The sequence below is a fragment of the uncultured Roseivirga sp. genome (genome assembly GCF_963973945.1).
Classification (GTDB): Bacteria; Bacteroidota; Bacteroidia; order Cytophagales; family Cyclobacteriaceae; genus Roseivirga.
Genome location: NZ_CAXBBV010000003.1, coordinates 141,331 through 153,941 on the forward strand (window position 1 = coordinate 141,331; position 12,611 = coordinate 153,941).

General features: G+C 38.5%; 12 protein-coding genes. 4 read left to right on the forward strand and 8 right to left on the reverse strand.

The window, feature by feature from the left end; genetic code table 11:
- Positions 1-234: 234 nt before the first annotated feature.
- The gene (locus tag AAC026_RS06980; RefSeq protein WP_339696321.1) at positions 235-1,233 is read right to left on the reverse strand and encodes a beta-ketoacyl-ACP synthase III; all 999 of its coding nucleotides are present in this window, start codon (positions 1,231-1,233) and stop codon (positions 235-237) included.
- A gap of 211 nt (positions 1,234-1,444) precedes the next feature.
- Between AAC026_RS06980 and AAC026_RS06985 the strand changes: the two genes are divergently transcribed.
- Positions 1,445-2,191 carry a DUF6503 family protein gene (locus tag AAC026_RS06985; RefSeq protein ID WP_339696324.1) on the forward strand — a complete coding sequence of 249 codons (747 nt, stop codon included), beginning with the start codon at positions 1,445-1,447 and terminating at the stop codon, positions 2,189-2,191.
- A 16-nt stretch (positions 2,192-2,207) separates the two neighbouring features.
- Here AAC026_RS06985 and AAC026_RS06990 read toward each other — a convergent pair whose 3' ends face one another.
- Positions 2,208-2,906 carry an SOS response-associated peptidase gene (locus AAC026_RS06990; RefSeq protein ID WP_339608028.1) on the reverse strand — a complete coding sequence of 233 codons (699 nt, stop codon included), beginning with the start codon at positions 2,904-2,906 and terminating at the stop codon, positions 2,208-2,210.
- A 203-nt stretch (positions 2,907-3,109) separates the two neighbouring features.
- Here AAC026_RS06990 and AAC026_RS06995 point away from each other — a divergent pair, with 203 nt between their 5' ends.
- The 3 genes from AAC026_RS06995 (at position 3,110) to AAC026_RS07005 (ending at position 5,955) form a co-directional block, all read left to right on the forward strand.
- Entirely contained in the window at positions 3,110-4,744 is a 1,635-nt protein-coding gene (locus AAC026_RS06995) for a pyruvate dehydrogenase complex dihydrolipoamide acetyltransferase (protein WP_339696327.1), read from the forward strand.
- A gap of 55 nt (positions 4,745-4,799) precedes the next feature.
- Positions 4,800-5,339 (forward strand): ATP-dependent protease subunit HslV, encoded by a 540-nt coding sequence (gene hslV, locus AAC026_RS07000; protein WP_339696330.1) that lies wholly within the window; start codon positions 4,800-4,802, stop codon positions 5,337-5,339.
- 88 nt (positions 5,340-5,427) lie between these two features.
- Positions 5,428-5,955, forward strand: coding sequence for a hypothetical protein (locus AAC026_RS07005; protein ID WP_339696333.1), 528 nt, complete (start codon positions 5,428-5,430; stop codon positions 5,953-5,955).
- Positions 5,956-6,008: 53 nt separating this feature from the next.
- Here the strand turns inward: AAC026_RS07005 and AAC026_RS07010 are convergent, their stop codons facing one another.
- From AAC026_RS07010 to AAC026_RS07035, 6 genes are all read right to left on the reverse strand, one after another.
- Positions 6,009-7,316 carry a hypothetical protein gene (locus tag AAC026_RS07010; RefSeq protein ID WP_339696336.1) on the reverse strand — a complete coding sequence of 436 codons (1,308 nt, stop codon included), beginning with the start codon at positions 7,314-7,316 and terminating at the stop codon, positions 6,009-6,011.
- Positions 7,317-7,491: 175 nt separating this feature from the next.
- Complete coding sequence (locus AAC026_RS07015; protein ID WP_339696339.1) at positions 7,492-9,399, reverse strand: peptidase M61; 1,908 nt, start codon at positions 9,397-9,399, stop codon at positions 7,492-7,494.
- A gap of 167 nt (positions 9,400-9,566) precedes the next feature.
- Positions 9,567-9,929: a preprotein translocase subunit SecG gene (secG, locus tag AAC026_RS07020; RefSeq protein WP_339608022.1), complete on the reverse strand. Its 363-nt coding sequence runs from the start codon at positions 9,927-9,929 to the stop codon at positions 9,567-9,569.
- Complete coding sequence (locus tag AAC026_RS07025) at positions 9,922-10,761, reverse strand: hypothetical protein (protein ID WP_339696342.1); 840 nt, start codon at positions 10,759-10,761, stop codon at positions 9,922-9,924. The genes secG and AAC026_RS07025 overlap by 8 nt, the downstream gene beginning before the upstream one ends.
- A gap of 37 nt (positions 10,762-10,798) precedes the next feature.
- Positions 10,799-11,332 carry an LptE family protein gene (locus AAC026_RS07030; protein WP_339696345.1) on the reverse strand — a complete coding sequence of 178 codons (534 nt, stop codon included), beginning with the start codon at positions 11,330-11,332 and terminating at the stop codon, positions 10,799-10,801.
- Complete coding sequence (locus AAC026_RS07035) at positions 11,319-12,596, reverse strand: sigma-54 dependent transcriptional regulator (RefSeq protein WP_339696348.1); 1,278 nt, start codon at positions 12,594-12,596, stop codon at positions 11,319-11,321. Before AAC026_RS07035 ends, AAC026_RS07030 begins: the two co-directional genes overlap by 14 nt.
- Between the last annotated feature and the right edge of the window lie 15 nt (positions 12,597-12,611).

Below are 12,611 nucleotides of genomic sequence, written 5' to 3' on the forward strand. Positions count from 1 at the left end.
TGGGTTTCATTAAAAATTATTCGGCTCTCTGTATTCAAATATTACGCCAATTAAACCAACGGATTGTAGTTTGTTACTTCTTTAATTGGCACTTAGCTAATGAACGGTACAGACAGCTGTACGAGTTTATGAGCTTGAACGTTTTCTTGAGCCTAAAAGCTAATAGTTCAACAGCTTTTAGAGCTATAGGTTCAAAAAAGGAGGAATGAATATGAGTGATTTTTTATTCAATTACTACCAGCGAATTAGTGCTGAGGCCCATGTGAAGCCACTTCCGAATGCGGCCAAACAAATTAAATCACCTTCTTTAATCTTACCTTGTTCCCAAGCCTCGCTTAATGCAATGGGAATTGACGCAGCCGTAGTGTTTCCGTAATGCATAATGTTGTTGAATACTTTTTCATCAGGCATGTTTAACTGTTTCTGTACATAGTTACTGATCCGTAAGTTGGCTTGATGAGGCACCAAGAGGTCAATATCTTCGGCTGATAAGTTATTGGCGGCAAAAGCTTCTGCAATGACCTCGCTAAAACGAACCACCGCATGCTTAAATACCGCATTTCCGTTCATGGTAAGATGAAAAGTTGGGCCTTCTATCAATTCTTGTGAAAGTCTTACAGTTCTACTGCTGCCAGGATCTTTTACATATAGCTCTTCTGCAAAATCGCCATCGGCATGAAGGTGGGTAGATAGAATTCCGCCCTCAGCTGGTTCCGAAGCTTTAAGAACAGCAGCTCCGGCACCATCGGCAAAAATCACCGCGCTCGATCGGCCCGCTGTTGATTTATCAATGGCCGAAGATTGAATTTCAGCTCCAACCACTAAAACAGTTTTATACATTCCTGTTTTAATAAACTGATCGGCAATGGAAAGGGCATAGATAAAACCGCTGCATGCGTTTCGAATATCTAATGCTCCAATACCTTGAAGCCCAAGCTCTCTTTGCATTAAAACGCCTGAACCAGGGAAAAAGTAATCTGGGGTAATGGTGGCAAAAACAATGAAGTCAACTTCACTAACATCCGTTTTGGCTCTTTCAAGTGCCATTTTTGCAGCTTTGGTAGCCATATTGGATACGGTGTCGTTTTCTGGGTCAAACCATCTGCGCTCTTCAATGCCCGTTCGTTCTATGATCCATTCGTTATTGGTATCGATTATTTTTTCGAGGTCTTCGTTCTTAACAATGTTTTTTGGCACATAATGACCTAAACCAACGATTCTGGAACTTTTCATAGTATTGAATTTAATAACACAAAGTAAAGAAATATCCGATAGTTAGAAATTGTTTCTGTAAGCTTCCTTTTTTTAGAACTTTATTAAGGCTATTCATCACAGCATTTCTTGTCGTACTTAACTGATTGAGATTTATTCGCCACCCAAATAATGAAAGTAACCAATTGAGAGCAATAGCGTAATGGCTTACGGAAGAATTGAATTGAGTAAAATGATAAGAGTTAATCCGAGCGTTTTTTTTGTGCTTGTGTATGTTATGGCGTCTTCGAGCTGTTCGGTAAATGAGCCCACAGCTCAACAAATATTGAATACGGCTATTCAGAAGCACGGATATAAATCAGGAGAGGCACTGGAAATTGAATTCGATTTTCGCGGTAGTTATTATAATGCTAGAATTTCCGATAAGGGAGATGTCTATAAACGTGTTTCGCATAAAAACGGGAACGAAATTGAAGACATCTTAACCTCTAATACTTACATAAGAAGGGTAAATCAAAAGGAAGTTAAAGTGAAAGAAGATTCCCTTTCAAACATTTTAGCTGGAGATACTCGATCGGTGGTTTATTTTGCTTTGTTGCCATATGCTGCTAACCGAGATGTGATTAGTAAGCACTTAATGCCTTCTATTAAAATTAAAGATGAGTCTTACTATAAAGTAGAAGTGACTTATGGAAAGAACGGGGGAGGAAAGAATTTTGAAAACATATTTGTTTATTGGATAAACCAAAAGACTCACGCTATAGATTACCTAGCCTACAGTTACTATATAAATGGAGGAGGTGTAAGATTCAGAGAGGCATATAATCAAAGAGAAGTAAACGGAGTGCTTTTTCAGGACTATATCAACTATACCATTGATAGTGATTTTCCTGCACACGAATTGGATTACGCTTTCCAAACCGATCAATTAAGAGAAATATCTAGAATTGAACTTGAGAATGTTCAAGTAAACAGGTAGTCAGACTTATTTCCGTTTAACCAAATAATGTGAAACTTCCGAACTGATTTGCTGGAGGAGCTTTTTTGAAAAGCTCGGGACTGTCAAAATCTGGATCGTTTATTTTGGGAGTAATAGAATAGCGATCTAAAGACTTTTCGCGATAAGGTGTAATAAAACTAATTACACTTTCCTCAGTATTCGATTCATTCAACCAATCTATCATTAAGTCGCTGTCGAGTATAGCGGGCATTTGGTCTGTAATATCCGCCACATCTGGGTTGGCCTTTGTTGTAATCATCATAAAAGTATGAACAGACTCTCCATTGTCATCCTCAAACTCATCCCATAATCCAGCGATACCAAAAGGACTTTTATCGGCTAAATGAAACCGGTAAGGCACTTTTTCTTTCTTAGAAATATTCTTCCAAGCATAAAAACCATCTGCAATAATTACACAGCGTTGCGACTTGAGGTTTTTCTTCAAACTGGCTTTGTTTAAAATTTCATCTACAGGAGCAAAGATTAACTTTTCACTTACGCTATTCTTTTTTACAAAAGCGGGGTTAATTCCCCAGTAAAAAAAAGAAAGCCCATCGGGGTTTTCTGCAGTAATTACAGGGAGCAATTTTGTAGGCGAGGCATTATACTTTTGTTCATACTTCCCAGTCACTTCCACATTGAAATACTCTTCAATAACTTTAGCAGAACTGGCAATCGAATAGCTGGATGGCATATTAAACTTTTCAGAAATTTAAGTGATCAGGTTCATAAATACTAATCCTTCGAACCATTCCATTTAAGTCTAAGTTGCAAAAGTAGCCCCTTGAAGATTAGCCGATTATAAAATGATCTTAAAAGCTTGGGGCAATAGGTCATTCAATAATTTGAATATCGGTTGTTTAAAACTATTTTTGGGCTCAATTTTTCACAAATCATATGGCAGAAATCGTTAGGATGCCGAAAATGAGTGACACCATGGAAGAAGGGGTGATCGCTGTTTGGCATAAAAAAGTAGGTGATAAAGTAGAATCAGGTGAGTTAATGGCTGAAATCGAGACCGATAAGGCTACGATGGACTACGAATCATATAATGAAGGAACCGTATTATACCTTGGCGCTGAAGAAGGTGAAGCCGTTCAAATCAATGGGATTTTGGCCATTGTTGGAGAAAAGGGCGAGGATTATAAGGCACTTCTGAATGAGTCAAGTGAAAATGGCTCTGATAAAAAAGAAGAAAAACCAGTGGAAGAGAAAAAAACTGAAACTGAAGCGATAGATACAAGTAACATTAAAGCGGAAGTGGTGAGAATGCCTAAGATGAGCGACACCATGGAAGAAGGCGTTATTTCAGCTTGGCATAAAAAAGTTGGCGATACGGTTGAATCAGGTGAGCTGATGGCTGAGATTGAAACTGACAAAGCCACAATGGAATACGAATCGTATAATGATGGAGTCGTATTGTACCTTGGCGCAAAAGAAGGAGAATCTGTTGCCGTTAATGGTGTTTTGGCTGTTGTAGGTGAAAAAGGAGCTGACTTTGAAGCGCTTCTAAAAGCCGAAGGTCAAACAGGAGAAAAGGCAGAGCCTGCTAAAGAAGAAGCAACCGAAGCTGCTCCAAAGCAAGAGGCCGCAGAAGCTAAGAAAGAAGAGGTTTTGGCACCTGCTGAAACAAATAATAAAGGAAGAATTAAAGCGTCACCTTTGGCTAAGAGATTGGCAGAAGAGAAGGGAATCAATATTTCAGAAGTGAAAGGTTCTGGAGATGGCGGAAGAATTATAAAAAGAGACGTTGAAGACTTTGTTCCTGTAAAGGCTACAGAGCAGCCTAAACCTGCTGCAGGTAAATCAGCATCGGCACCAACAGTGGAGCTACCAAAGATTGTGGGTGAAGAAAGCTTTGAAGAGTTGCGAGTTTCTCAAATGAGAAAAACAATCGCTAAGCGTTTGGCCGAAAGTAAATTTACTGCGCCTCATTTCTACCTTACCATGGAAATCAACATGGACAAGGCCATTGAAGCAAGAGCTAGCATGAATGAAGTTTCTCCAGTGAAAATTTCATTTAACGATATGGTAATTAAAGCCGCAGCCGCAGCTTTAAGAAAGCACCCTCAAGTAAATTCATCTTGGTTGGGCGATAAGATTAGAATCAATCACCACATTCATATTGGAGTTGCTGTTGCTGTAGAGGAAGGTCTCTTAGTGCCAGTAGTGAGGTTTGCCGATAATAAGCCGCTTTCGCACATTGCAGCTGAAGTAAAACAACTAGGTGCAAAGGCTAAGAACAAAGAGTTGCAGCCAGCCGAATGGGAGGGAAATACCTTCACTATTTCTAATTTAGGAATGTTCGGTATTGAAGAATTCACTGCCATTATCAACCCACCAGATGCTTGTATTATGGCAGTTGGTGGCATTAAACAAACAGCAATTGTTAAAGATGGTCAGTTGGTTATTGGCAATATTATGAAGGTAACCATGTCATGCGACCATAGGGTAGTAGATGGCGCTGTTGGTTCGGCCTTTTTACAAACCTTTAAATCTTTATTGGAAGATCCAGTAAGGTTGCTGGTTTAGAAACTTATTAAGTTCAAGTCCCGTTCTCATACGGGACTTTTTATTTAGAATTAACATGACCAGAATTAGATCAACCACCGTTTTAGCGGTAAAACATAACGGTTCAATTTCAATTGGAGCAGACGGACAGGCTACCATGGGAAATACCGTAGCAAAGAGTAACGTAAAGAAGATTAGAAAGCTTCAAGACGGAAAGATAGTAACCGGCTTTGCAGGCTCTACTGCCGATGCTTTCACCTTATTAGAAAGGTTTGACGAAAAGCTGAGTGCTTACGGGGGCAACATGAAAAGAGCAGCCATAGAACTGGCCAAAGATTGGCGCACCGATCGCTACTTAAGAAAGCTAGAGTCAATGCTGATTGTGGCGGACAAGGATGATATTCTGATCTTATCTGGAACAGGAGATGTGTTGGAGCCAGACAATGGTATTGCCGCAATCGGCTCTGGGAGTATGTATGCGCAAGCTGCGGCTCAAGCGCTTAAAACCCATGCAAAGGATTTAGATAGCCGTACAATTGTGGAGGAGAGCCTTAAAATAGCTGCTGATATCTGTATATACACAAATCACAATTTGATTATAGAGAAAATTTCTTAATTTCGTAATAAGGAAAAGATTTTCAGTCACTTAGCTATTTTGTAGTAGCCAATTATTGAGTGAGAATTCCATTTAACCAACTGAAACAATGCGTACTCTTATCTCAAAGCTCTTTGCTTTAATGGCCTTAGTTGTCATGAGCAATAGCTGTATTGACACCAAGATTCCCTCATATACTGAAGGGAGTGAAGGAAGACTTCTTTTGGGTGCTACTGTACATTTAGGAGATGGAGAGGTAATTGAAAATGCAGCTTTGGCTGTAAAAGATGGGTACGTTACCTTGCTGGCAGATGGCGCTTCAAAAAAGCTTGACCTTTCTAAATTTCAGGTAGATCGCCTAAGTTCTGAATATCATATCTATCCTTTTAAGAAAACCGAGTTGGGTAATTCAGGAATTGTATTGGCCAGAGCAGATGCAAAACCTTTTAACATTACTATTCGCGATAGCGAAGTAGAAAAATGTATTACCATTGGTTGCGAAGCAGCTCTACTGATTTGTAGGGGAAGTATAAAGGACATCAGTAAGTTCAGGGTGGAATATGTGGTGGATGGCAACGATAAAGTTAAAATCCTAGAGCAATCAGATTACAAAGTGAATGGAAATAACAATCGTTAACGATGGTTCCAATAAATGAAATTCAAAGGGCTGCCAATTGGTAGCCCTTTTTGTTAATCGAATATTTTATCCAGTTGAACCTTTCGGTTTTCTTTAGAAAGTGTAATTATCTTATCTCTGAAAAAGCGATGGATTTTTGTTCCAGAACGAATTCCTTTCCCTCTGGTTTTAATAATCATTCTACCTAGTGCACCTACTAGAGTTCCTGTCGAACCATCAGCCGTTAAGTCATTAAACAGTTCCTTGCTTGTGTTGTAAAAGTACTTTAGTAAATCTTGGGTTTCAGATATAAACACCCAATTACTAGAGTCAGATATCAATGCACTTTTACCATGGGCACTTCTTAAGGCTATTTCCAAATTCTTTCTGGTTTCGTCTAGATTTTCAATTTTAGTTTGAGAAAGAATTTCAAGAGCTTTATCGTATTGAACCTTATAATTCGTGTCTTTAAAAGAGAGTACTTTCTCTAAAAAACTAGATTTATTATTCTCCTGTAGCGGAAGGTTTAAAATGGAAGGGATATCTACGTTAGCTTCTTTTAAAAGACAATTATTTTTTGCTAACCATACACGGTACATTCCTTCATCCAATACCTTGGCATGATTAACCTTTAAGTCTGCCTCCAAAGGAATAGTCATCAGTAAGTCTGTTCTTAACTTGTCAGGCTCATAAAAGCATGTGTCATACATTCCTGATTTTTCTAGTTTTATACTTTTGGCTTCGGACAGTTTTGTTCTGAAGAAGGCAAACATATGGTTGAAATCTTGAGGGTTTACTTTACCTCCTTTGATTAACTTTTTTACCCGCGCTAAAACCTTTGGGTTTTCAAAAATAGCCACATAGAAGCGCCTACCCGTAATTTCTTTTTTATCAAAAATGTTATCCAATAAGTTTTGCGAAGAATAGCCTTTTTCACAAGGATTGATAAGGTATTTATCAATTTCTGTTAAGCCACTTCCCAGACTTTTAAAATTATAGTCAATTGATTCAAGGGATATTTTGATTCGCGAAGGCTGTTCTCCAAAATAGTTTGCGGCATCCTTAATGGACTGAGCCATGAGCTCCTTTTCATCACTTTTTAAAAACACCTCTCCTTTTAACCTATTGGTCAACTCTTTATGGATATCGCTTCCCATGGATTTCTTAATGGCTAAAAGAGAACTGTTAATTAGTTTTTCATTTTCACCTCGAATACTTCCGTCAAATACAATAGTATCTCGCGTCATCAAATGATAACAAAATCGAAGTGACGAGAACATGTTTCCTTGTTCCCAGTCCTTTCTAGGCTTTGCTAAGGCGTCTAGAGATTTTATTAATTCAGAAGTGTCTAATATTATTGAGTTTCTAGTAGTCTTTTTCATTACTAAAGAGTTTAGAATAATTAAAATAGACACATTTTTAATTAAAGTAGAAATGTTTTTTGATGAAAATAATGGATTGATTCTTAGTTGTAATAGTCTTGAATGAGTTTTAAAAAGAAAAGGTCACCGATTCCGGTGACCTTTTACGTGAGTCTTATTGATTGGGTATAGAGGTTTAGTTTTTAGGCTCTAACCACGCTTTTCTTAATTTAAGTTGAGCAGGAGTAGCATTTTCATCAAATGCCAGTGTAAACGCTACAGGTACATCCACCTGTTGGTTAGGAGCAGTAAGTGTCATTTCTTTCGGCTCACCATCTACAGCTCTTATTACGGTAACACTCATGGTTTCTAATTCTGGAATCTTCTGAAATTGTCCACCTAGGAAGTTATTGATTTCCGGTCCAAATTCAGGGAATTCATCTCCATTCATTTTTATAAGGATGTCTCCATTTTGTAACCCAAGCGCTTTACCTACAGCATCTAGCTTATCTTGATTGCCAATGGCCAACATTCTTTTTCCTTGGTACTGAGTTACGGCAATGCTTTCCTGGCTGATGATTAACGAGTATTGTTTCTTAGTACCATCTTTAACCACTTTGACTCCTACCTGTGCCAATACTTCTTCATAATTGATTGGAGTGCTTCCTGCCACGTAAGTATTTAAGAATTCTCCAACCTCTGGGTAGGTCATGGCTATTATTTCGTTGAATAGTTCATCGTCTTTAAAAGACTTCTCCATGCCGTATTTTTTAGATAGCTCTGCCATCATTTCTTGTACACCGTAGGCTCCGTCAGAAAGCTTTCTAAGCTTAATGTCTAAGGCCATGCCAATAAGTGCACCTTTCATATATACATTGTAATATTGGTCAGCGTAAGTGTCTAAAGCACCAAGGCTCAACTCTGTAAAGGGCAAATCATCTTTAAACTGCGATGAGGTAAGGATTTTCTCAGATAACATATCCAAATATTCCTCTGGGCTTACCAAGCCGTATTTTACCTGTACACTGCCCGCAAAATATTCGGTCATGCCTTCGTACATCCAAAGGTGGCGCGACATTTTAGGATCATTGAAGTCGAAACTTCCAATTTCTTCCGAGTGAATGGTCAATGGAGTTACAATATGAAAGAACTCATGTGCAGCAAAGTCGCGCAGTTGCTGATTCATCTGCTGAATGGTTTGCTCAGGCATAAAATAAAGCGAACTGAACGAGTGCTCAAGAGCACCATAAGAAACAACTGGCTGGTCTGTGAAATAGAAAATGAAAGCGTACTTTTCAACAGGTAGCTTTCCGCCTAAGAATGTGCTTTGCGCAGCAAGAACTTCTTTAATACTCGCAGCAATTTCTTTGGCTGTAACCTTTTTGTTAGGAGAGTAACTAGCCACTAGTACTTCAGTGTTGGCTACCCTAACAATGGCTGTATCGGCTTTGCTGTACATCAATGGAGAGTCAACCAAGCGATCGTAATCCGATACTTCGAACCTGTCAATAGTGCTGTTAGCATCAGATGTAATGAAGTCTTTCTTTATTAATTTACGGCTTAAGCTTGTGTTTGTAGCGTCAGCTTTTAACCCTGTAGCACCATAAAAATCTTTTGGTCGAATGATGTTAAGCTCAAAAGCTTCTTTTTTCATGCCTTCAAAGTAACCGAAGAAGCCACTTGTATTTAGAAGGAAATTTTCGCCCTCGGCAATATTGGTTCCTGCTGGTTGGAATATCTCAGGGCCTTCTTTTGGGTTGTCATAAGTATCATCTACCCAATAGCTGATTTTGGCTATCTTTTTTGCATTGCTGATTTTCCAAGTGTTGTCATCAAGTCTTTTTACTAGAAGTGGGTTTCCTTTTTTATCAAAGGCTTCAAAGTCGGAAACCATTCGGCCGTAATCTGCAATGGCATAAGTGCCTGGGATAATTTTCGGAAGGTAGAAGATGATTTCGTCTTGTTTAATTTTTGGAGGCGCAAGCTGTACATGTACTTTATCGTCTGACACACGCGAAAGGTCAATGATATACTTGTATGGATTAGCGGCCCATGTGATTGTTGTGAATAGGAGACCTAAACAGATAAATTTGAGTTTGTTCATGATATTGAATTTAAACACCAGAGGTTTGACATGCTCTAGTGTTGATTTATACTATAACTGCAATATTAAGGCTATTGTGTAAATACTATTAATGAAAAGTGTGGATTTTAATTTGAAGGCAAAAAAAAAGACCATCAATTGATGGCCTTTTTATAAAGTCTTTGTTCTTACTGGTTACCTGTTGTGTCAGGAGCAGTTTGAGGTGTACCTCCATCCTCTGGAGTTACTGGTAATTGTTGTTGCATTGGCAATTCTTGAAGCGCCTTGTCTATGTTAGGGTTATTTGAGAAATCACTATTCCCGTTGTCAACCATCATGCCTGATGCCAAGCTAAGTGCCAATAAGGTGAGTGCAAAACCCCAAGTTACTTTCTCTAATAAATCAGTTGTCTTTTTTGCTCCAATTACTTGAGTAGCACCTGCGCCACCGAACTGGCTCGACAAACCGCCACCTTTAGAGTTTTGAACCAATACGATTAAAATTAAAAGTACTGCTACGATGATGGCAAGGATTATTAATAGCTTAAACATTCTTTACTTCCTTTATTTTTTGAATTTGGCTCGCAAAGTAAGTTCTTTTTTCAGGGAATTTCAAACTTAGCTTTTCATAAATGTCAATAGCGCGAGCATATTTTTGCTGTTTCATTAATAATTCAGCCAATGTTTCGGTAATAAACTCGTCTTTCGACTTTAAATGCTTGGTAGCAAGGTCTTCTTGAATGTACTCATTGTCTTCAATTACTCCCTTTTTCTTGTCAAAGCGAGGCTCATTTTGAATGAATTTCTCAATTAATTCTACTTGAGACTTGTGGTTTTGTTCTTTCGGCTTTTGTTTGGTTTTTTCAGGTTGTTCTTGGTCAGCAAACATCTTGGCCAAACGGAGCTTGCGCTCTCTAATTTCTAACAGGTCCTTCTCTAGTTGATTGATTTCCTGACTTTGCTGATTAGATGTTTGAGGGGTAGGGGCTACAGTTTCTTTCTTTACTTCTTTTTCTTCTGCTCTAATTACATCTGCCGTTTCCTTTTTGGTTTCAGGTTTTTTTTCTTCTTGTAATTTCGTTACCAAAGGTTCATCGGGTGCTTCAATAACTTTTTTTGGAGGAGTACTCTTTGGAGCCTCTTCAAAGTTTATTTCACCTAAAATTATTTTTTTTAGATGCGCCCTATTAGGCGAATATATAGCCGCTTTTTTTATGAAAGCATCTGTTTTTGGATGATCTCTATCTTTCAAGGCTTTGGCTACAAGAACATAAGGTGTTTGAAAGAAAGGGTATTTTTTACGCAGCTCATTAAGGGATTTAATGTCCTCATTGGTGACTTGGTGTAGATTGCCAAGAAGTTGATTAAACCGTTCTTTATTCACTGGTTTTTGTTTTGGGATGTCTAAAATAGAATGAAAATTACCATTGGGCAACTGAGGCCTGAAAAATGTCGAAAATAATCTGGTCAAAGATTTCTTCAACAAGGTTAGATTCAACAGCAGTCAGCGTTGTAGCCTGCGGGTCATAGTCAGCATAAAAGCTAAATGTACGCTTAAAGTTATCTTCTTCTTTATTCACGTTAGTAAAAGCAACTTCGACACCTATGGTCAACCTCATTAAGCCTGATCTGTCGGCCACGTTTTGGTTTCCAGATGAAACAACGGCCTGAGGAGCAATGTTATATCTTGAAATTGCTCCTTCAAACTGTAAGTCTCCCTTTGAAGATACTAATTCTAATTTTGTATTGCGTTGAAAATAATCTTTCATGCTTTCCGTAAAGGTCTGCCCCATGTTAGGGAGTCCACCGTCAACTGAATCATTAAAGAAATTCGCAATGGAAACCGTTTTGGTGGTATTGTAATCTATTGAAGCTCCAGAAAAGCCATAGGTACAGCCAAAAAGAGTTGAAATCAACAAAGCTAGACTTAGTAACAATGACTTACTCAATTTCATATTGCTTGATTTTACGGTAGAGGGTACGTTCAGAGATGCCTAAATCTCTGGCTGCATACTTTCTTTTGTTGTTATTCTTTTTCAATGCTTTAATAATAAGCTCTTGTTCCTTTTTTTCAATGGATAACGATTCGTCTTCCATTTCATGTGTAATGTCTTCTACTTTATCTTCTTCGTAATCATAGTCATCAGCAATAGGTTTAGGCTCAAGGTAGTAGCTTTCATTTACTTGTTTTTCAGCCTGATCGCTAAGTAAGGCATGACTATCTTCATCTATGTTTCTAAACAGATTTGGATGATCACTGATTGTTTTTTCACTTAAATCGCCAGACTCTAAAATATCATGCACTAATTTTTTGAGCTCAGTCATGTCCTTTTTCATATCGAACAAAACTTTATAGAGCAAATCTCTTTCGCTAAGGCTGTCTCCACCTTGCCCGTCATGGGCTTTATAGAGTGCTGGTAAACTCGATCTGTTCTGAGGCAAATATTTGACCAAAGTTTCCGATGAAACATGTCTTTCCATTTCTAAAGCAGAAATCTGCTCTACTAAATTCTTGAGTTGGCGAATGTTTCCAGGAAAACTGTAGCGTAAAAGAATGTTTTTGGCCTCGTCATCTAATTTGATGGACTCCACTCTATACTTCTCTGCAAAATCGGAAGCGAATTTTCTGAAGAGCAAATCAATGTCCGTTCCTCTATTTCGTAATGGTGGTACCGAAATCGGCACAGTGCTTAATCGATAGTAAAGGTCTTCTCTAAACTTCCCTTTGTCTACCGCGTTGAGCAAGTCTACATTGGTAGCGGCAACTACACGAACATCCGTTTTTTGAACTTTGGATGAACCTACTTTGATAAACTCACCATTTTCTAAAACTCGAAGTAAACGCGCTTGGGTAGACATTGGCATTTCTCCAATCTCATCTAGAAAAATAGTTCCGCCATCTGTTCCTTCAAAATAACCCTTTCGGGCATCGTAAGCACCAGTAAATGACCCTTTTTCATGGCCAAACAGTTCAGAATCGATTGTGCCTTCAGGAATTGCTCCGCAGTTGATAGCGATAAACTTACCGTGCTTTCTTGGGCTCAGCTGATGAATAATTTTTGAAAACGACTCTTTACCACTACCGCTCTCACCAGTAATCAATACGGTCATATCGGTAGGGGCAACTTGTGCCGCTACTTGAATGGCGTGGTTTAATTGAGGGCTATTGCCAATAATACCAAACCGTTGTTTTATACTTAATATTTCGTTGCTATTCAAGGTGTCGGGATTGTG

Coding starts and splice junctions, on each gene's coding strand:
- AAC026_RS06980 (WP_339696321.1), bottom strand. CDS start 1,233: ATGAAAAGTTCCAGAATCGTTGGTTTAGGTCATTATGTGCCAAAAAAC.
- hslV (WP_339696330.1), top strand. CDS start 4,800: ATGACCAGAATTAGATCAACCACCGTTTTAGCGGTAAAACATAACGGT.
- secG (WP_339608022.1), bottom strand. CDS start 9,929: ATGTTTAAGCTATTAATAATCCTTGCCATCATCGTAGCAGTACTTTTA.
- AAC026_RS06995 (WP_339696327.1), top strand. CDS start 3,110: ATGGCAGAAATCGTTAGGATGCCGAAAATGAGTGACACCATGGAAGAA.
- AAC026_RS07005 (WP_339696333.1), top strand. CDS start 5,428: ATGCGTACTCTTATCTCAAAGCTCTTTGCTTTAATGGCCTTAGTTGTC.
- AAC026_RS07015 (WP_339696339.1), bottom strand. CDS start 9,399: ATGAACAAACTCAAATTTATCTGTTTAGGTCTCCTATTCACAACAATC.
- AAC026_RS07030 (WP_339696345.1), bottom strand. CDS start 11,332: ATGAAATTGAGTAAGTCATTGTTACTAAGTCTAGCTTTGTTGATTTCA.
- AAC026_RS07010 (WP_339696336.1), bottom strand. CDS start 7,316: ATGAAAAAGACTACTAGAAACTCAATAATATTAGACACTTCTGAATTA.
- AAC026_RS06990 (WP_339608028.1), bottom strand. CDS start 2,906: ATGCCATCCAGCTATTCGATTGCCAGTTCTGCTAAAGTTATTGAAGAG.
- AAC026_RS06985 (WP_339696324.1), top strand. CDS start 1,445: ATGATAAGAGTTAATCCGAGCGTTTTTTTTGTGCTTGTGTATGTTATG.